The sequence below is a fragment of the Arthrobacter sp. KN11-1C genome, from assembly GCF_052180225.1.
Taxonomy (GTDB): Bacteria; Actinomycetota; Actinomycetes; order Actinomycetales; family Micrococcaceae; genus Arthrobacter.
The window spans coordinates 4,022,973-4,041,976 of record NZ_CP197467.1 but is presented as its reverse complement, the minus strand read 5'-3'; the positions used below and the strand labels follow the sequence as shown (position 1 = coordinate 4,041,976).

At 61.4% G+C, this 19,004-nt stretch carries 19 protein-coding genes; 10 read left to right on the top strand and 9 right to left on the bottom strand.

Annotated elements, in window-relative coordinates:
• The first annotated feature begins 1 nt into the window (after nucleotide 1).
• The 4 genes from ACSBOX_RS18830 to ptsP are packed head-to-tail and all read left to right on the top strand — an operon-like array spanning nucleotide 2 to nucleotide 4,438.
• Nucleotides 2-1,222 (top strand): phosphopentomutase, encoded by a 1,221-nt coding sequence (locus tag ACSBOX_RS18830; protein ID WP_442543827.1) that lies wholly within the window; start codon nucleotides 2-4, stop codon nucleotides 1,220-1,222.
• Nucleotides 1,213-2,460, top strand: a complete 1,248-nt coding sequence (locus ACSBOX_RS18825) for an alanine racemase (RefSeq protein WP_442543826.1) — start codon at nucleotides 1,213-1,215, stop codon at nucleotides 2,458-2,460. Before ACSBOX_RS18830 ends, ACSBOX_RS18825 begins: the two co-directional genes overlap by 10 nt.
• Nucleotides 2,457-2,738, top strand: a complete 282-nt coding sequence (locus tag ACSBOX_RS18820; protein ID WP_442543825.1) for an HPr family phosphocarrier protein — start codon at nucleotides 2,457-2,459, stop codon at nucleotides 2,736-2,738. The genes ACSBOX_RS18825 and ACSBOX_RS18820 overlap by 4 nt, the downstream gene beginning before the upstream one ends.
• A complete protein-coding gene (gene ptsP, locus ACSBOX_RS18815; RefSeq protein WP_442543824.1) occupies nucleotides 2,735-4,438 on the top strand; it encodes a phosphoenolpyruvate--protein phosphotransferase in 1,704 nt (567 codons plus the stop codon). Before ACSBOX_RS18820 ends, ptsP begins: the two co-directional genes overlap by 4 nt.
• A 6-nt stretch (nucleotides 4,439-4,444) precedes the next feature.
• Here ptsP and ACSBOX_RS18810 read toward each other — a convergent pair whose 3' ends face one another.
• The 5 genes from ACSBOX_RS18810 to ACSBOX_RS18790 are packed head-to-tail and all read right to left on the bottom strand — an operon-like array spanning nucleotide 4,445 to nucleotide 9,262.
• Nucleotides 4,445-5,149 (bottom strand): HAD family hydrolase, encoded by a 705-nt coding sequence (locus tag ACSBOX_RS18810; protein WP_442543823.1) that lies wholly within the window; start codon nucleotides 5,147-5,149, stop codon nucleotides 4,445-4,447.
• Nucleotides 5,142-6,074, bottom strand: coding sequence for a phosphoglycerate dehydrogenase (locus ACSBOX_RS18805; protein WP_442543822.1), 933 nt, complete (start codon nucleotides 6,072-6,074; stop codon nucleotides 5,142-5,144). The genes ACSBOX_RS18810 and ACSBOX_RS18805 overlap by 8 nt, the downstream gene beginning before the upstream one ends.
• A complete protein-coding gene (locus ACSBOX_RS18800; RefSeq protein ID WP_442543821.1) occupies nucleotides 6,071-6,643 on the bottom strand; it encodes a glucose-6-phosphate isomerase family protein in 573 nt (190 codons plus the stop codon). The genes ACSBOX_RS18805 and ACSBOX_RS18800 overlap by 4 nt, the downstream gene beginning before the upstream one ends.
• Nucleotides 6,644-6,660: 17 nt before the next feature.
• Complete coding sequence (locus ACSBOX_RS18795) at nucleotides 6,661-7,875, bottom strand: aminotransferase class V-fold PLP-dependent enzyme (RefSeq protein WP_442543820.1); 1,215 nt, start codon at nucleotides 7,873-7,875, stop codon at nucleotides 6,661-6,663.
• A gap of 25 nt (nucleotides 7,876-7,900) precedes the next feature.
• The gene (locus tag ACSBOX_RS18790) at nucleotides 7,901-9,262 is read right to left on the bottom strand and encodes an aminotransferase family protein (RefSeq protein ID WP_442543819.1); all 1,362 of its coding nucleotides are present in this window, start codon (nucleotides 9,260-9,262) and stop codon (nucleotides 7,901-7,903) included.
• 106 nt (nucleotides 9,263-9,368) lie between these two features.
• Between ACSBOX_RS18790 and ACSBOX_RS18785 the strand changes: the two genes are divergently transcribed.
• Nucleotides 9,369-10,418, top strand: coding sequence for an SIS domain-containing protein (locus ACSBOX_RS18785; protein ID WP_442543818.1), 1,050 nt, complete (start codon nucleotides 9,369-9,371; stop codon nucleotides 10,416-10,418).
• A gap of 44 nt (nucleotides 10,419-10,462) precedes the next feature.
• Here the strand turns inward: ACSBOX_RS18785 and ACSBOX_RS18780 are convergent, their stop codons facing one another.
• Nucleotides 10,463-10,621, bottom strand: coding sequence for a hypothetical protein (locus ACSBOX_RS18780; RefSeq protein WP_442543817.1), 159 nt, complete (start codon nucleotides 10,619-10,621; stop codon nucleotides 10,463-10,465).
• 248 nt (nucleotides 10,622-10,869) lie between these two features.
• Between ACSBOX_RS18780 and gdhA the strand changes: the two genes are divergently transcribed.
• Entirely contained in the window at nucleotides 10,870-12,207 is a 1,338-nt protein-coding gene (gene gdhA, locus ACSBOX_RS18775) for an NADP-specific glutamate dehydrogenase (RefSeq protein WP_442543816.1), read from the top strand.
• Between the two features lie 116 nt (nucleotides 12,208-12,323).
• Complete coding sequence (locus tag ACSBOX_RS18770; RefSeq protein WP_442543815.1) at nucleotides 12,324-12,449, top strand: hypothetical protein; 126 nt, start codon at nucleotides 12,324-12,326, stop codon at nucleotides 12,447-12,449.
• A 140-nt stretch (nucleotides 12,450-12,589) separates the two neighbouring features.
• Here the strand turns inward: ACSBOX_RS18770 and ACSBOX_RS18765 are convergent, their stop codons facing one another.
• From ACSBOX_RS18765 to ACSBOX_RS18755, 3 genes are all read right to left on the bottom strand, one after another.
• Nucleotides 12,590-13,366 carry a glucosamine-6-phosphate deaminase gene (locus tag ACSBOX_RS18765; protein WP_442543814.1) on the bottom strand — a complete coding sequence of 259 codons (777 nt, stop codon included), beginning with the start codon at nucleotides 13,364-13,366 and terminating at the stop codon, nucleotides 12,590-12,592.
• 107 nt (nucleotides 13,367-13,473) lie between these two features.
• The gene (locus tag ACSBOX_RS18760) at nucleotides 13,474-14,469 is read right to left on the bottom strand and encodes an ROK family protein (RefSeq protein ID WP_442543813.1); all 996 of its coding nucleotides are present in this window, start codon (nucleotides 14,467-14,469) and stop codon (nucleotides 13,474-13,476) included.
• 76 nt (nucleotides 14,470-14,545) lie between these two features.
• On the bottom strand, nucleotides 14,546-15,661 hold the full coding sequence (locus tag ACSBOX_RS18755) for an ROK family protein (RefSeq protein WP_442543812.1): 1,116 nt from the start codon (nucleotides 15,659-15,661) through the stop codon (nucleotides 14,546-14,548).
• A gap of 210 nt (nucleotides 15,662-15,871) precedes the next feature.
• Between ACSBOX_RS18755 and ACSBOX_RS18750 the strand changes: the two genes are divergently transcribed.
• Genes ACSBOX_RS18750 through ACSBOX_RS18740 form a run of 3 tightly spaced genes read left to right on the top strand, consistent with a single transcriptional unit; the run spans nucleotide 15,872 to nucleotide 18,996 of the window.
• Entirely contained in the window at nucleotides 15,872-16,984 is a 1,113-nt protein-coding gene (locus ACSBOX_RS18750) for an ABC transporter substrate-binding protein (RefSeq protein ID WP_442543811.1), read from the top strand.
• Between the two features lie 39 nt (nucleotides 16,985-17,023).
• Nucleotides 17,024-17,776: an ATP-binding cassette domain-containing protein gene (locus ACSBOX_RS18745; protein ID WP_442543810.1), complete on the top strand. Its 753-nt coding sequence runs from the start codon at nucleotides 17,024-17,026 to the stop codon at nucleotides 17,774-17,776.
• The gene (locus tag ACSBOX_RS18740) at nucleotides 17,773-18,996 is read left to right on the top strand and encodes a sugar ABC transporter permease (RefSeq protein WP_442543809.1); all 1,224 of its coding nucleotides are present in this window, start codon (nucleotides 17,773-17,775) and stop codon (nucleotides 18,994-18,996) included. The genes ACSBOX_RS18745 and ACSBOX_RS18740 overlap by 4 nt, the downstream gene beginning before the upstream one ends.
• Nucleotides 18,997-19,004 lie beyond the last annotated feature (8 nt).

Sequence of the window (19,004 nt, the reverse complement as noted above, 5' to 3'; positions counted from 1 at the left end):
GATGATGCGGTTCCCCCCGCAACGGCGCGTCGTTATCCTCGTCCTGGACGGGTTCGGAGTCGGGGCACTCCCCGACTCGGAAGGTCAACAGCCAAATTTCAACACGCTCCGTAGCATCGACGAAACTGCAGGGGACCTGCAGTTGCCGATTCTCGAATCCCTGGGACTGGGAAATCTGACGCCGCTGTCGAAGATAGCTCCTGCGCCGGTGGCCAAAGGTGCCTATGGACGCTGTTCGCCGATTCACCCCGGGGCGGACACCTATCTGGGCCATCAGGAACTTATGGGCGGCGGTCTCGATCGCATTGAGTCGAGGCTGCTCTCCGAACTTAAGGTCCCGGTGACTGAGGCGCTTGTCAGCGCCGGATACGAAGTCGACGCATTGGAGATGGACAGCCCTGCGCTAGTCGTCGACGGATGCGTTCTGGTCGCCGACAACATCGAGGCCGCTTCCGGACTCAACATCAACGTGACCGGCTCACTGGACGATAAGTCCTTTGACGAACTCACCAGCATCGGGCAGATTGTCCGGACAGTGACACCGGTTGGCCGGATCATCGTCGTCGCCAGCCGCGGGTTCGGTATTGACGAGATCCGGGCCCACGTTAAAGAGAAATCCCCGGGACAAGTCGGTGTGGATTCTCCGGAGCTGGGGGTCTACAACGAGCACTACCAAGTTCGTCATCTAGGCATCGAATTCGACGTGAACGAGCAGTTGCCTACGCGGGCGCTGAACGCCGGGCACGAGGTTGTCCTCCTGGGGAAAGCGGCTGACGTAGTCCGCTGCGACGGCGCGGTCAGTGACAATGTCGTCGATACATCGGCAGTCATGGCGGGGGCCTGTTCGGCATTGGCGTCGATGAAATCCGGGTTGATCGTGGCCAATATTCAGGAAACCGACCTGGCCGGCCACGAGCAGGACGCGCATCGCTATGCCGAGGTGCTGGAAAGGGTGGACAGGCACTTGGCACTTCTCCTCGACCTGCTCGGCGACGAGGACGTGCTGTTCATTACCGCGGACCACGGGAACGATCCGTCCGTCGGCAGCAGCAGGCATACCCGTGAGTTTGTGCCATTGCTTGTGGCCGGTTCCAGGGTTCAATCCGTGGATCTGGGCACCCGACGAACATCAGCAGATATTGGGGCGACCGCTGCGACGCTTCTGGGCGTCGCCCCTCTGGGTTCAGGAACTTCATTCGAGGAGGAAATTCAATGTTTTTAGATGTGACCATGCGGCGGAACCCTGCACTGATAGAGGCCGCCGTGAAGCTGCATCAGCGGGGTGACATCCCGGCAAACTGCTATGTCATTGATGTCGATACGGTCGCTGCGAATGCGCGTCTGGTCGCCGAAGGCGCAGCCGCGCATGGCCTAAAGACGTACCAGATGACAAAGCAGTTCGGGCGGAATCCCATCGTTGCCAAGGCAATAGCGGAGGCTGGCATTGGCGGTGTCGTTGCCGTTGACTTCGAAGAGGCCCGGGTCCTGTATAAGTCCGGACTGCGCATGGGGCACCTCGGGCACCTGGTCCAGGTCCCGGCGCGCGAAGCACAGCTTGCCGTGGAGATGGCCCCGGAGTTCATCACGGTTTTCGGAGTGCCGCAGGCGGAGGCTATTTCCCGTGCTGCCGTCGCCGCGGGGACGGTTCAGCCCGTGCAGATAAGGGTTTCCCGAGAGGGGGATGTCTACTATCCGGCGCAGAAGGGCGGCGTTCCTATTGAGGACCTGCTGGAAGCGGCCGCAGCGGTGGATGCTCTTGATGGCGTACGGGTGGCCGGTGTGACGTCCTTTCCCTGCCTGCTGTGGGATGAAACCGATCAGGAGTTCCGGCCAACACCGAACCTGACGACGGTGACTCGCGCGGCCGAGCTGCTGCGGGCGAATGGATTCACTGATGTGCAGGCAATAAACGCCCCGAGTGCATCCTGCCTGGCGACCTTCGAAGTGTTGGCCAGGAACGGTGCTACGCATGTGGAGCCCGGCAGCTGCTTGACCGGGCAGACACCCCTCCACGCCGTATCCGACCAGCCGGAACTGCCGGCAATGATCTATGTCAGTGAAATCACCCACCAAACGGCCGAAGCGACCTACGCACTCGGTGGCGGATTCTACCCCCGGTCCAAGGCCAGGAATGCCGTAATTTACCCGAAGTCCGGAGGTGAACCTGTCAGTGCCACTGTTGAGCTCGACCCCCCGGACGCAATTGACTATTACGGCACGCTGCACGTGACGGGGCCCGGCGAGGTTTCCGTGGGGGACACCGTGGTTTATGCCTTCCGATCTCAGGTCTTTGTGAGCCGTTGCTTCGTTGCGGTCATCGGTGGCGTGGCCACCACCCCTCAGGTTCTCGGCATCTTCGACCGCGACGGGTTCGTGCTTGGCCCGGACCTTCTGCCACCAGCGCAGCCCTCATCGGGCGTCAGTGCTCTGGACACGCGCGCACGAGTAGGTGCAGTGTGAGCGTCTCGCGAATTGTCACGGTGACCAACCCTTCCGGGCTCCACGCCCGACCTGCGGCAATATTCGTTGCGAAAGCCAAGGAATATGAGTCGGTGGTAACTCTGGAAAAGGACGGCAAAACAGGAAGTGGAAAGAGCCTGATCGGTCTTCTCAAACTGGGTCTGGCTTGTGGAAGTACGGTGCAAATCAGTGCCGCCGGCAGTGATGCACAGTCGGCCGTAGAGGGGCTCAGTACACTGTTGCTCCAACTGGCTGAGGATGAAGGTGCGGCGGTATGAAGCTTCTGGGATTGGGAGTGTCTCCTGGCCGGGCGACGGCCCTTGTACAGGTATTCCGGGACGAACGCTTCATTTTCAGTGACGAAGAGCCGGAAGACCAACGTTCTTCCAGTTCGCTTTCCGACCTCGATACGGCCTTACGGAGCAGCAAGGCCGAACTTCTGGACGTCGTCGCCGACGCTACCGAGCGGCTCGGCGCCGGTCATGCCGCAATTTTTGAAGTCCAGCTCTCGATGATGGACGATGCTGAGTGGCTCGATCCAATCGTTGCCGGCATCACTGCGGGAGGGGACGCGGCACGCGTGGTATGGACCGTCAGCGGCGAACTTGCTGACGAACTGCAGCTCCTGGACGACCCCTACTTGCGGGAACGTTCTGCAGATATCCGCGACCTCGCGAAGAGAGTCGTGCGCCACCTCCAGGAGACCAACCCCGGGACGTCGGCGGCTTCAGTCCGGCCACTGGTTTCTGGCTGGGAACCGGTCATTCTTTTTGCTCAGGAACTTACACCGTCGGACACCATAGGGCTGGACCCTTCCATGGTCAGGGCGATCGTGACAGAGGCGGGCGCACGGACGTCACATGCGGCGATCCTTGCCCGCCAGCTGGGCATTCCTGCCGTGGTGTCTGTTCCCGGGCTGATGGCTCTCGCGGAGGACGGAATCCAAGCGACGGTCGACGGATCGACCGGCGAATTGCAGATCAATCCGTCCGCCTCGGATCTGGCTGCCTTTAACGCTGTCAAGGAATCCGTCTGGGAAATCGACCCGACCCCCGTCCACACCCTGGATGGAATCGGCGTAGCCGTCTACGCCAATGCGGGCAGCGCCGAAGATGTCTCCCGTGCTGTTGCCTTCGGGGCAGACGGTGTAGGGCTGTTCAGAACCGAACTGCTGTTTATCAAGGCCGGACAGCTCCTCGACGAGCAGGCGCAGTTCCGCGCCTACTGTGCCGCGGCAAGGGATGCAGCCGGTCGCCCCATTATTTTCCGGACTCTCGATATCGGCGGAGACAAGCCGTTGACCGGTCTGAGCGTGCCCGCCGAGGAGAATCCCTTCTTGGGGGTGCGAGGCGTGCGGCTCAGCTTGGCGCACCGCGACGTCTTTTCGGCGCAGCTTAGGGCGCTCGGGCGGGCATCAGCGGAGTATCCGAACATCCGCGTCATGGTCCCCATGGTCTCAGAGCTCCGGGAACTGGACGAGGTCCGAGACCTCATTGCTGTCGAAGCCGGCGCGCCTCTCCGGATCGGGGTGATGATCGAGGTGCCCAGTGCGGCCATCCTCGCGCACGAATTCGCCGAGGAGAGCGACTTTCTGAGCATTGGGTCCAATGATCTGACGGCATACCTGATGGCCTCCGACCGGAACAATGCAGGGGTGCAACACCTCTACAACGAGATCAGTCCGGCGGTGATCCGCATGCTGGCGTTCATCGCAAGGGCGGGATCCGCGTCCGGTACGCCTGTGTCGCTCTGTGGTGAACTTGCCGGTGACGTCCGTGTGCTGCCGCTGCTGATAGGCCTGGGTCTTCGCAGCCTGAGTGTCGCTCCCGGTCTCGTGCCGCAGCTTAAGGCGCAGATCCGGGTCCTGGACACCCGGCTGCTGGCAGGCCCGACTGAGGAGGCCCTCCGGGCAAGGGATCTGGGGGGTATAGAAAGTATTCTGGTTCGGTTGAACGCTCTTCCCGCCCCCACGACGTAGGTCGGTTCAGTCGCTGTCCGCCAACAGGTGCAGCAGGCTCCCCACCTTCAGGACTCCATCTGGGAACGGCTGGCCCGCTGTCCAGCGGCTGGGGACCGCGACAGTGGGGATGCCGGCTAGCACCGCAGCAATAGCCCCGGAGGATGAGTCTTCCAAGGCGAGTGCGTCGCCAGGATCCAAGTCCAGCAGCGTGCACGCCGCCCAGTACGGGTCCGGGAACGGTTTCAGCCTCGACACCATCGCATGGTCGGCCGCAACGACGGCATCGAAGCGGCCCCCGAATGGCAGGGCGCTGAGGGCCGCATCAACCAGGGACTGCGGTGACGAGGAAACGACGCCGAGCCGTTTTCCGCCACGCACCGCTTCAAGAACCAGCGCTTCCGCACCTGGAAGAACCTTTGGGGCTTCGTACCAGCGTGCCAGCAATTCATGGCGCTCCGCGAGCAGTTCCTGAAGCCGGGGACGAAGACGAAAATCCGTGCGCAGACTATCGTATGTCTCCGCGGCAGACTTCCCCACCTGCGCGCCGTACCAGGCTGCCGGAAGCGTGAGACCGCTGTGCCGCGCCAGGACAGTCTTTGCCGCCTCAAAGCAGGCATCTTCGCTGTCGATTAGTAACCCGTCAAGATCGAATAGAAGGGCAGCCGCGGCGCGGCCCCGGGCCCGGGCTGCCGAACAGTCGGCAGCCCGGAGACCGCCGGGCTCAGTCAATCGTTCCCAGCATCGGCCGGCCGGCCAACGCCCGCAGCACCTCTTCGACCGCCATCACGCCGGCCCGTTCAACGGCCTGGACGGTGGTGGCCCCGCAATGGGGAGTGAGCACGATGTTCTCCAACTCGAACAGGGCGGTCTCCCTGGTTGGTTCGTCCGCAAACGAGTCAAGCGCGGCGGCGGAAAGCGGTCCGCTCTTCAGCGCGGCCGCCAGAGCTGCCTCGTCAATGATCCCCCCACGGGCGGTGTTGACCAAGACACTTCCGGGACGCATCGCCGCCAAAGCGTTCGCGTCGAAGAGACCCGCAGTCTCCGAGGTCAGAGGGGCATGGATGGAGATCACGTCGGAACGGCTCAACAGTTCCTCAAAGGTGACCAATGCTAGCGGCGACACGGCGGCGAAAGGGTCGAAAGCTATGACATCCATGCCAAGGGCTTTGGCCCGTACCGCAACTTCCTGACCGATCCGTCCGGCTCCCACCAGTCCGAGGCAACGACCCGAGAGCTCAAAGCCCGTTTGCCGCTGCCAGGAGCCCTGCCTGACGCTTCTGTCCATAGGCAGGATCCTCCGGGCTGCGGCAAGCATGAGTCCCAAGGCCAGCTCCGCGACGGACGTCGCCGTCGCCCCGGGTATGGTGGCCACTTTCACGCCGTGACGGCGCGCTGCGAGAAGATCGACGTTATCCGCCCCTGCGCCGAACCGGACGAGGATTTCCAGCCCAGGTGTTGCCAGGATCCTTTCGGAGACATCGTCAAGTCCCACTATGGCCGCCCGGCAGCCCGCCACGAGTTCGCTCAGCTCCTCCACCGTGAGCGGTCTGTCCTGCGCGGGGTAGCGGGGACTAAGTCCGTGGTCCCGCAACAATGCCTTATGCCTCCCCTCATTGCTGCGAAACCCGCGGGGGGTAATGGCAACGGTGGTCATGCCTGCTGAAACCTTGGGTTTGGCACGGCTTCGGGTCCGTTTTCGCCCTCGACGATGATGACCGGAAAGCCGCCCTGATGTTCGATGGCGAGGTAGTCCTGCCCGGCATCTGCAATATAGACGGCGTAGAACACCAGCGGTTCTTCGCCTACGTTGACGCTGCGGTGGGCCCACCCCCCTGGCACGTAATTAACGCTTCCGGCGCGCATTTCCTCTACCACGACCTCCCCGCTTTCGGAGGCCATCAGCAGTCTGCCTTCTCCGGAGAGGCCGACGTAAACTTCCGCGCGGTCACGCTTCTGATGGAAGTGGCCCTTGGTCATGTAGTACTCGCCGTTGGTCTTCCCCGGGTAGAGCGTAGTGGTCGAGGAAAGAAGGTTTGAGTTCGTGGTGGGGACGTCGATCTGTCGCACCTCGTATACGAGGTCGTCGCCGGAAGTTTCCTGGGCGTAGGCGGTCTTCATGTCGTCGAGGCGACGTTGCACCGGAGGACGTTCAGGAGTCAGTGTTCCGTTGACCGTATCGATGGCAAAACTGAAGGGGACTAGCAGCGTGTCTTTCATGTTCATGTCCTTATTGGTATGTGTCAACGCTCGGAGGAAGACTTAGCCGTTTCGAGCGAGGAAACGGCGTTGCGGAACGATTCGTCGGAGAGGCTGGCCCGCAAAATGCGCACGATGGTGTCCGGCCCCGAACGCATCGGGTTGATGCGGATGGCGTATTGCTCGAGCCCTGGCATGGCCTTGAGGAAGGTGCTTGTCAGGTAAGTGAACAGGGGCAGGAACTCATACTGGGCTTCTTCACCGACGGACTGGCTGGGGGACCCGTTTCGCCATGCGGACCGAACAAATTCTTCCGCCAGAGGGCGGTCGAAGGTAAGCACGATGGATCGGATTCCTGGTTGCGCGGCGAAAGCCCGGTGGACAAAGGGAAGCTCCCCGGAAATCGCCAGTTCGTTGATGCGCTGCGTTGCATCGAGCACGGTCTGGTTTTGAATCGCCAGGGCAATGGGTGCGTGAACCAGCATGCGCAACGCTCCCATGGCTTGCGATCCCTGTACCTGGCAACCGGCGGACGACAGATCCAGGCGTATCGAATTGACCAGCTTCCCGTCTCCTACGACTACCCCGATGGGTGTGGGGGCGAGGAGTTTGAACAGCGAAATCGCGGATGCATTGGCACCCATTTGAGCGCCGATCTTCCGGGCACGCATCACTGCGTAGTTGTCATCGACGAGGATGGCCGCATCCGCGCCGCAGATCTCCCTCGCGGATTCGATGACTGCGGCAATGTCGTGGGAGTCACCGAGCTGCTGTGGAACGTGCTGGACGTAGATCCCGTCGGGCCGGGCGTTATGCAGCGTGTCCCTGAGGCCTTTCAAGTCATTGAAGTCCGCGTGGACCAGCTGCAGTCCCATGTGATTCATGGCCGGCAGAGTTGTCTTATATGGATGCGCGTTGTGCAGCACGACTTTGGCCCCCGGCCTGAGACCGGCGTTGAGCATTCCCCGGATTGCACCCGAACCTGCGCCGTGAATCAGTACAGCATCTTCGGTTCCGAAGAAGTCGGCCAGCACCTGTTCGACATTGGCCGTACTTCTGGGCCGTCCTCCGCCTCCGAAACCGACCGTCGCCAAGTCCCTGACCTGCCCGTAGTCTTCGGTGAAAACCGCGTCCGAGCCCATCACGCGCTGCGCGGCATCCACGAGGGCGAACTGGGTCGTAATGGCTTCTGCGACGTTCATGTGGTCCCGTACGGCCGTAGCTTCCAGTCGTGCGCAGACCTGTTCGATGAATTCCACTCTTCCGCCTCCGTCAGATGACTCGCTATTTTGGAAGGTCATTGAGGACTTCATCGATTGCGCGCATGGTCGCCGTGACCATGTCTTCAACTTCGGATCGGGTCGAGACGAGGGCTGGAAAGAGGGTGATAACGTCTCCCGACGCCCGGCACATGAAGTTCTGGTTCATGGCCGTTTGGACGACCTTCTTGCCCACGCCCGACGCTGCCGGGAACGGCTCACGGGTCTTGGTGTCTCGAACAAGTTCAATGCCCATAAGCATGCCCTTGCCTCTGACATCCCCCACATGCGGGCGGCGTTCGCCGAATTCGCGGAACTGGTCCAGCATCCATGAACCGAGAACGTCTGCATTCTGGACCAGGTCCTCATTCTCGATCGCGTCGAGAACTGCGAGGCCGGCGGCGCAGGCGGCAGGATGTGCGGAGTACGTGTGGCCGGCGACTTTGGCCTGGGACCCCTCGAGCAGCACATCCATGATGCGCTGCGAGGCGATGGCCGCCCCGAGCGGGATGTAACCTCCGGTGATGCCTTTGGACGAGGTAACAATGTCGGGCTGTACGCCGTAGTGCTCAAACCCGAAGTATTTTCCGGTCCGGCCAACGCCGATGAACACCTCGTCATCGATCCACAAGATGTCGTATTTGTTGCAGATCTCACGAAGACGTTGCAGATAGTTGGGCGGCGGCGTCAGGACCAACGCAGCAGGAATGGCTTCGGCGAGGATGCCGGCGACGGTGTCGGGACCTTGTGTGAGGATTTCGTCCTCAATGGCCTGAGCGCAGAGCTCCCCGTATTCTTCCACGGTCATACCCGCGGGCCGGCGGTAGGCGTAGCAGGCGTCAAGCTCGATGAATCCTGGTGCGAGGGGTTGAAACCATTCCCGGAATTCGGGGCTGCTGCTGGCGCTTGCACCGATCAGACTGGTGCCGTGATAGCTGGTCTTCCGGTACAGGAACTTCGTTTTTGACGGATTGCCCCGCTTCTTATGATAGGACTTGGCGATCTGGGTGGCGCTCTCCACCGCCTCGGAACCAGAGCTGACGAAAAAGGAAGTTGTGAGGTCCCCTGGGGCGATCTGCGCGATGCGCTCGGCCAGCCGGATCGACGGTTCGTTAAGGAAAGTACGCAGGGAAACCCACGCCATATTCCGCATCTGCCTGGAAACCGCGTCCGCCACGTCATCACGGCCATGTCCAAGGGTGGCCGCCGCCGAGCCCCCCGAAAGAGCGTCCAGATACCGGCGTCCATCGATATCGTCGATGTATACCCCCTGGGCACTTACAGCCACCGGACCCTCGGCTCGGAGCGTCTCCTCGGCAGTTACGCCGTGCCGCCACAGATGCTTGACAGCACTGTCAACCAGGGCGCCTTTACGGTCGGAAGACATAGAAATCGAGTCCGGGGACTCGGAAAGAGTTTCCACACTAGCTCCCAATGTTGTTGTAACATCATTATCAGTCGTATCACGCTAACATGCAGAAGGGACCGCCGCAATGAATGGAAAAACTCCTGGCGAGTGGATGCTCGAGGACATGTACGAACAGCCCGATCGGGTGGCTTCAGCACTACGGGAGGCGGGGTCAAAGGCTGACTCCCTGGCCGCGGTACTGGAAGGAGCGGACTTTGTCGTGTTGCTCGGCCGCGGCTCATCTCGTTCCGCAGCCACGTACGCTGCTGAGGTTTTCCGGAACGTCGCGGGAAAGCCCGCCTACTTGGTGTCCCCTGCCCAGCTCGGCTGGGGAACAACCGCAACGGATCTTCGCCGTGCAGCAGTCATCGCCATATCCCAGTCGGGGGAGAGCCGGGAAATCCTGGCTGCCGCGAGGCGGGCTCTTTCCCTGGGCGCCCGGCTGATTGTTGTGACCAATTCACCGGATTCCGAGTTGGCCGCGCTTGTTCCCTCGGATCTCGTCGTTGACTACAGGGCAGGTGTGGAAGTTGCTATTCCTGCGACGAAGAGCTTCACAGCTTCATTGGCGGCACTGCTCGGCATCGCAATGTCATCCCGGCCCGGTCAGTTGAGCGACGCCATTGCGGAGATTCCGCGGAGAATGACCCAGGTTTTGCACGACGAAAGAGCGCGATTTACCACGTTGGCTTCGGGATTTGTACTCGCGGGGGAAGGCTTCGCGGAAGCTGTTGCAGAAGAAGGAGCGATCAAACTCCGGGAAACGTTGCTTCTTCCGGCGTCCGTCTTTGAAGCTAGCGAATTCCTCCACGGAAGCATCAATTCCGCGTCGGCGACTACCACGGTCGTCGCCATCGCCGCGGACTCGGTGGGCGCCCATCTTGCGGCCCAGGTAGTCGAAGGGGGATTGGCAAGAGGCGCAACCACGGTGTACATCGGCAGCAACCCCCCACCGATCGGAGGTCAGGTTGTCACTATCCCGGAAGTGGTGCCGGAGTGGGTTCCGTTCTTGGCGATAATTCCCATCCAGTTCGCCGCCCGAGCAACGAGCCTCCGTGAAGGCCTCGATCCGGATCTTCCGTCAGGGCTTTCGAAGATCACCCGGATCGAAAACAGCAACCATGTGCCCGGGTGACGGAGCTTCATTGGACAGGTTGCGCCGGGACTGGTGAATACGGTCTACATCAGGTTGGGCCGATGGATGGCTGCCTGAACCAGCACGTGGAACAGCTCAATGCCCCTATCGCCATCAAAGCCCATATCGCCGAGGATTGGTGCCTGGCGACCGGAAAGATCGTAGAGATTCGACGGTGGGGCCAGAGAATTCGGATCGGTCAAGTTGACGCTGTGGCCGCGGACGGAACGATCGTGTGGATCGCCGGCTCTGGCGTCGAAACCAGGGCGTTATTCGAAAGAGCCCAGGGCTTTCAGGTATGGGTTCCTGTCCTGGCGGGTCTTAGCCTTGCTGGCTAATGGGGCTGTCGCAACCAGGTCAAACGGAGCCGGACTGCATCGTAGTTCCATCAGTATTGAGAATTGTCGTAGCGCGTCCGTCCAATGCGGGCGCCGAATTCGAGGAGAGTTGCATGGACGCACGGCTTGAAGCCATCCGGAACACGGTGCTGGCCAGGAATCCGGGCGAGGACGAGTTCCACCAAGCGGTGACTGAAGTCTTCGAAAGCCTCGGTCCGGTACACGACCGACACCCCGAGTTCCTTGAGGGCGCCGTCCTTGAGCGGCTGTGCGAGCCGGAGCGGCAGATCATTTTCCGTGTCCCGTGGACGGACGACGCCGGACGCGTGCAGATCAACCGTGGCTTCCGCGTGGAGTTCAACTCCGCTCTTGGCCCGTACAAGGGCGGCCTGCGGTTCCACCCGTCGGTGTACCTGGGCATCGTGAAGTTTCTCGGCTTCGAGCAGATCTTCAAGAATGCCCTGACCGGCATGCCGATCGGTGGCGGCAAAGGTGGCGCCGACTTCGACCCGCGTGGCCGCTCGGACGCCGAGATCATGCGCTTCTGTCAGTCCTTCATGACGGAGCTGTATCGCCACATCGGCGAGTACACGGACGTCCCGGCCGGTGACATCGGTGTGGGCGGACGCGAGATCGGCTACCTTTTCGGCCAGTACAAACGCATCACGAACCGCTACGAGTCCGGCGTCCTGACCGGCAAGGGCATCTCCTGGGGCGGTTCCCTCGTGCGTCCCGAAGCCACCGGCTACGGCACTGTAATCTTCACCGAGGAAATGCTCAAGACCCGCGGTCAATCCTTCGACGGCCAGCGGGTGGTGGTCTCCGGCTCCGGCAACGTCGCCATTAACGCCATTGCGAAGGCGCAGTCGCTCGGCGCCGTCGTAGTAGCCTGCTCCGATTCCTCCGGCTACATCGTGGACGAAGCGGGCTTGAACGTCGCACTTCTCCGTCAGATCAAGGAAGTCGAGCGCGGACGCCTCAAGGACTATGCCGTCCGCCGGTCCGCCGTCGCCTATGTGGAGGGCGGCTCCATTTGGGATGTCGATGCCACGGTGGCGCTGCCCTGTGCGACGCAGAACGAGCTCGGCGGCGAGGCTGCCGCGCGGCTGGTGCGTAACGGCCTCGTCGCGGTGGGGGAGGGCGCCAACATGCCGTCCACCCGTCACGCCATCGCGGTCTTCCAGGACTCCGGCCTGCTGTTCGGCCCGGGCAAGGCAGCCAACGCCGGCGGGGTGGCAACTTCGGCACTTGAGATGCAACAGAACGCGACCCGCGATTCTTGGTCCTTCGAGTACACGGAACAGCGCCTCACGGAGATCATGGTCGGAATCCACCGCCGCTGCGAAACAACGGCGGACGAGTATGGCGCCCCGGGAAACTACGTGCTGGGCGCGAACGTCGCAGGATTCGTCAAGGTGGCCGACGCGATGCTCGCACAGGGCCTGATCTAGGAATGACACGGCGGCGGATGTCGATGTCGGAGTAGCCGTCGAAACCGGCGCGGCAATTGCTGCTGGCTCCAGCAGTCGGCGAACACTGCCGCCACGCCATTGCTGAGTGAAAATCTATGAGCGCGCATCGGATCCCGGGGAACATCATCAGCTACTGCGGCTCGGGCATCACCGGCTGGCACGCCTCCTCATGGTGGAGCACCCGTGCCTCTGCCAGGGGCTCCGGATCGTCGGTCGGTTAGATCGCAGCACGGGCACATCGCACCTGACCGTTGAAGCTGTACAGCCTTCGCGATGCGGGAAGCCGTGTTCAGTCGGTTCAGAACCCGTCGTCGCAGACCGTTGCCGGGACGTCGATTCTGGCATCTGGTTGGGTAACGCTTTAGCTGGACTGGTCGGGCTTGTTTCTGTGGATGTATTTGTAGAAATCCGCAAGCTCCAGCCCGGCGGCAGCTGCATAATCGACATACACTGTCACCGATGGATGCAGTTGGATAACCGAGGCGGGGCATCGGCTTGAAACCGGGCCTTCGAGTGCCGCAGCTATGGCCTCGGCCTTTGTAGCTCCCTGTGCAAACAGCAGCAATTGCCGAGCGTCCATAATGGTTCCCAGACCTTGGGTTATGCAGTGTTGCGGGACCTCGTCGAGGGTGGCAAAGAACCGAGCGTTATCTTCTCTGGTCAGCTGGCTCAGAGTTTTGATTCGGGTGCGGCTGGCGAGTGAAGAGCCCGGTTCGTTGAAGCCCAGGTGTCCGTCACTTCCGATGCCGAGGATCTGGACATCGACGCCTCCAGCCGACTTGATCGCTGCCTCGTATCGCTCTGCAGCCTCCTGGGGGTCTGCTGCGTCGCCCTCGGGAACATGGACGAGTTCGGGGTTCAGTCCGAGCGGCCCTGTTACTTCACGCTCAATCGTGGCGGTATACGACCGCTCGTCCGATGCCGCGATCCCGATGTATTCGTCCAGGGCGAAGCCGCTCACCTTCCGCATGTTTAGCCCCGCTGCCACGTATCGCTGCATCGCTTGGTACAAAGGCAGTGGGGACGATCCGGTGGCTAGGCCAAGGACGGTTTCCGGGTTTTCATCGATAATCCGGGCAAGCCGCTTCGCTTCTACTTCTCCGGCTTCCTCAAGTGATTCGACGATGATGATTTCCATGGTGCTCCTTTTCCGCTGCGGGCGATGGCTGACGCAGCTGAAGATGATAGGTCGGCCGAGTGGGTGATTACATTAGGAAATCGTGCGGTCCGGCTGGTGGGACTGGCTTAAAGTTTCCGGCGTCCAGCAATTGCGGCACCGATGACCCCCGCGTCCTCGCCGAGCGACGCCGGTAGAACGAGAGGCAACGACGTCGCTCCTAAGACTGACAGGGCATCGTTGAGTGGATGGAAAAGATCCGAACCGGATTCGGCCAAACCGCCGCCCAGGACCATGACCTCAGGACCGATTAGCGCCGAGATCTGGACTATTGCTTCCGCCAGAGCGTCGACGGCTTCTCGCCACACCACTTCAGCGGAACGGTCGCCGTTCTTCAGACGCTTGACCACTTCATCTGCGCCCGTGACTGGGCTTCCGGAACGGGCGTTGTATCTTCGAACGATGGCCGCGGCCGAAGAAATGGCCTCCAGGCAACCGGTCGCTCCGCAGGCGCATGCCGTATGGGCGGCAACCCTGAGGTGCCCGATTTCCCCGGCCCTACCTCGAGCGACGCAGATCCTGCCATCCACAAACAGTGCTGCCGCTATTCCCGTCCCCAACGCGATGATGACGGCATTTTCGTACCCGGAAGCCGCGCCAAGGCGGTATTCCGCAAGGCCAGCCGCGCGAACGTCATGCCCGAAATAGACGGGCATCTGGAGTCTTTGTTCAAATATCGGCCGGAACGGCACATTGCTCCAGCCAAGGTTGTGCGCGAGGACACCGGTGCCCTCTTCCTCATCAACAATCCCGGGCACAACCACGGCGGCCGCGCACCGGTCCGATCCCGCGAGCTCCTGCGAGAAGTCATGGATGGTCCGCTCAATGAGGTCGACGAGGAGTGCAGGGGTATCCTTCCCCGCGACGGGCGTGGGTATCCTGCGGACCGGACTCATCTTGCCGTCCGGATGGATGAGCGCGGCCTTGACCGCGGTCCCTCCGACGTCAAAGGCGACCACGGTTCCGTTTGCGGGTCCCAGGTTGACTTTAGGGGGCTGGGCTGCGACCGCCCTGCCGACATCGGTGCCGGCATCGGTTCCGCCTCCAGCGGCGCTGTCTAACATCTTGTTCCTCGCTTGTGGCTCATGTACTCGGAATGCGTCACGTTTCATGGGGTGGCCCTCTCCGGCCGGCAGGCAATCAGCAATCCGCGGTGCCACGGCTGACCTGCTCGAAGAGGCCTTCCGGATCCCGAAGCAACGGTTCGAAGGCTATTTCGGCAGCACCGAAGATCTGCGCGTCGTCAAAGGTGGAACCGACGAGCGTCACCGGCTGTATCTGGGCAACGACGGAGAGGTCCAGAGCGTCGTTCATTCGTTCCTCAAATCTCGACATCAAAGGGGACAGCGTCCCCGCGAAAACGACACGATCGGGTGAAAGCGTGTTAACAAGACTGATCAAGCCGACCTGCAAATGACCGACGATTCGATCCATTGCCGCGGGGAGGGGGGTGTCGCGGCTTAGGGCATCAAGCGCGGCCCTCAAAGAGAAGGGAGCGGATCCGACTTCACCCATTGCAGCGATCAGGGCGCGTCCGTCAACCAGCAGTTCCAAGCAACCCCTCGATCCGCAGCTGCACTTGGGTCCTAAAGGATCGACGATCAGGTGTCCTGCCTGCAGGGGTTGGTCGGATCGGCCCGTTTGTCCATCGGCCAGGATTAGCGCTGAACCCACACCGATCTGCTGCCCCGCGAGGTACAGAAGTCGCTGTGCCCCCCGTCCCGCGCCCATCCGGAACTCCGCAAGAGCCCCGAGCGTCGCGTCATGGGCAATCAACACCGGCACGTTGGCAGGTAGCCACTCCTCCAGGACCGCGGCCATCGGGATGTTGCGCCATCCCAGAGGTAGCACGGCACGAGCTACGCCTGCGTGCGGGTCGAACACGCCCGGGACGGAGATGCCGATACCTACACACTTCGGCCCCCACACCCCGTGTACCTCATTGATGGTCTTGGCGATTGTTGCCAGCGTCTCAAACGGATCCATGCCTGTGGCGTTGAAGGATTCGAACCGGCGCAGCTTAATGGTGCGTGCCAGGTCCATGACGGCCAGATCCAGGCCGTTGGAACCAAGGACACACGCAATGACTACCGCACCGGAATCAACTATTTCAAGTGTGGCGGATGGTCGGCCGGGCGTGCCGTCCCCGACCGTCGAACCGGCGCGGACCAGGGCCAAACGTTGAAGGTCATCCACCGCCTTTCCTGCAGCACTCCGGGCCAGCGACGCCGCCGCAGTGGCGTCCGACCGCGTCATGGGCCCGTCCGTGCGAATGGCACTCAGCATTCGTCCTGCGGCTGTCGAACCAATGAGCGGTATTGCCGAGGGCGTGCTCGTCGGGTAGTTTGTTCTCACGAGAACAAACTACCCGATAGTTTCATGCAATCCAAGGCCCAGCCGGCGTGATTCAAGCCCTCCGAGGCCCTTCCTCAGATATTTCAATGACGAAAGAAAGGCGGTTTTCTTTTGAAAACCAATCGTAATTACCGGTCTGCCGCCGTGGCGTTGGCCGTTTTCGCACTAGCCGGCTTTGGGCTCAGCGCGTGCGCCGAGCCAACGAAATCCGCCGCAGACACCGCGCAGAGCGGAAAAATTGCATTGCTCCTTCCCGATCTGGTGACCGCCCGCTGGGACCAGCAGGACAAACCGGTTTTTGAGGCAGCAGCCAAAGCCGCCTGCGCCTCCTGTTCTGTTACTACCTACAACGCCAAAGGCTCGGCCAGTACCCAGCTGCAGCAGGCCGAGGCAGCGGTGACGAACGGTGCGAAGGTTGTTGTTGTAGCCCCCGTCGATTTCCGGTCGGCGGCGCAGATCGTGGACAAGGTGCATGCCTCTGGGGCGAAAGTAATCAGCTACGCCAGCATTATTCAGAGCAAGAACGTTGACTACGGCGTAACAACCGACATCGCCGGCATCGGAGCGCAGCAGGCCCAGAGCCTGGTCGACGGCCTCAAGGCCAAGGGCATCACGAGTGGCGGACTCATCGTCATGAACGGGTCTCCCTCCGACGCCTTCGGTTCAAAATACAAGGCGGGAGCGCACTCGATCCTGGATAAGACAAACTTCACCATCGCCGCTGAGTACGACACCAAGGACTGGTCTGCCGACAACGCACAGAATCAGATGTCCCAGGCGATCACCAAAGTGGGCAAGGACGGATTCGTCGGTGTATATGCTGCCAATGACCAGCTCGCCGGCGGCGTAATCGCAGCAATGAAGGCCAACGGCATCGACCCGACCACCCGGCTGATCACCGGACAGGATGGGTCCTCCGCAGCCCTGCAGCGGATTATCAGCGGGGAGCAGTACAACACCATCAACCTGCCGATCAAGGAATTCGCCGCGAATACCGCCAAGATCGCCGTCGCTTTGGCGCAGGGCCAGACAACCCCCGCGAATCTGGTCAACGGCACCGTGGATGGCCCCGACGGCGTAAAGATACCTGCCTACTTGTGGTCCAACAACGTCATCACCGTCAAGAACGTCGCAGACATGATCGAACCCAAGGGCTTCTGGAAGCTGGACGAAATCTGTACCCCGGACTACAAGGCGGCCTGCACCAAGGCCGGGCTGCTCTGAAGCTGACCCAAACTATGAACACAAAGGAGTCATGGCGTCATGACTGAAGCCCTTTTGAGCTTTCATTCTGTAACAAAGTCATACGGGACAATCCGTGCATTGGAGGACGTCTCCTTCTCCATCAAAAGAGGGGAGGTTGTCGCTCTGGTTGGTGACAACGGTGCCGGCAAGTCGACATTCGTCAAGGTGCTGTCCGGAACCGTAGTTCCGGACAGCGCTGTGATGGAATTTGAAGGCAAAACCATCCACCTCGACAGCCCTCTCGCCGCCGTGGACCTGGGGATCGCCACCGTTTACCAGGACTTGGCCGTGTGCAGCAACCTCGATGTGGTGGCGAACCTCTTCCTGGGCCGCGAACGCCACCGCGGATCGATTCTGAACGAACTCGAAATGGAACAGGAAACGAGCCAGCTACTGGCCGAACTTTCGGTCCATCCCCGTTCCCTGCGTGTACCCATCAGCAGTCTTTCCGGGGGCCAGCGGCAGTCTGTTGCGATTGCCCGGTGCCTGCTGGGTAACCCAAAGCTAGTCATTCTCGACGAACCCACCGCTGCCCTCGGCGTAGCACAGAAGGCCCAGGTCATCGACCTCATTCGGCGGCTCCAGGCACGCGGCCTCGCTGTGGTGCTGATCAGTCACAACCTTGCCGAGGTTTTTGCCGTGGCTGACCGGATTGAAGTTCTGCGGCTCGGCCGAAATGGAGGGTCCTTTCCCGGGGACGAGCAATACCAAGACGAAGTTGTGGCCGCGATTACCGGCACACAGCTTTCAACTCCGAAGGAAGTTGCATGAGCGCCCAAAAACTGATTTCTCCGTCACCCGACGGGTCCCTCAAGGATAGAGACATTTCGCTCGCCGCCAGGCTGCGGGGACTGGTTCGCGCCGACGATGCTACCCGCGTCGGCGTTCTCCAGGTCGTGATCGGCTTGGCCGTAATTTGGGCGGTGTTCTACATCCTGAACCCGGCATTTCTCTCACCGACCAACCTCACGAATCTGGCCTTGCAGATTGTGGCAGTCGCGACGATGTCAATCGGAGTTGTCCTGGTTCTGCTGATCGGCGAAATCGACCTCTCTATTGGAACGGTAAGTGGCCTCGCCGCATCCGTGATGGCGGTCCTGAACGTGTCACAAGGCCTGTCCGCCGCGTGGGCAATCTTTCTCGCCCTTGGATGCGGCGCGGTGGTGGGGCTCATCCATGGTCTGATTATCTCCACCTTCGGCGTTCCGTCCTTTGTCGTGACCCTGGGGGGCCTCATCGGCTGGCAAGGTCTTCAGCTGCTGCTGCTCGGAGACACCGGAGCCATTAACCTCACCGATCCTGCCATTGAGGGCCTTACAAGCTCCTTCTTCGCTCCGTTGGTTGGGTGGGCGCTGACGGCGATCCTGGTAGCTGCCATATCGGTCCGGACATTCGGTGTCCGAGCCAAACGCCGCAAGGTGGGCTTGAACAACACTCCGGTTGCCGCTGACATGATCCGGCTCGCGGTTATTGCGATTGTCCTCGCCACCACTGTCCTTGTCTTAAGTGCAAGCCGGGGCATTCCGTTGAGTGTGCTCCTGCTTCTCGGACTTGTGCTGCTGATGGATTTCATTTGCCGCCGCACGCTCTTTGGTCGTCGGCTGTTCACAGTCGGCGGCGACGCCCAGGCGGCCTCCCGTGTGGGGGTTCACGTGAAAACCACCACTGTTCTGGTATTCGTGCTCGCATCGACCTTCGCTGCCCTCGGCGGAATCCTTTCCGCATCCCGGCTGCTGGCAGTCAACGAGACGTCCGGCGCAGGGGAAATCCTCCTTAACGCCATCGCCGGAGTCGTCATCGGCGGGACAAGCCTCTTCGGCGGCCGCGGCAGTGTCTGGTCCGCCGTTCTAGGCGCCCTCGTTATCGGATCTATTTCCAATGGTATGGACCTGCTCGCGCTTCCTTCGCCCGTGAAATACATGATTACCGGGGCCGTGCTGATTGCGGCCGTCATATTCGACGCCGTTATGCGGCGCAGGCAGAGCAGGTAGGGAACGAA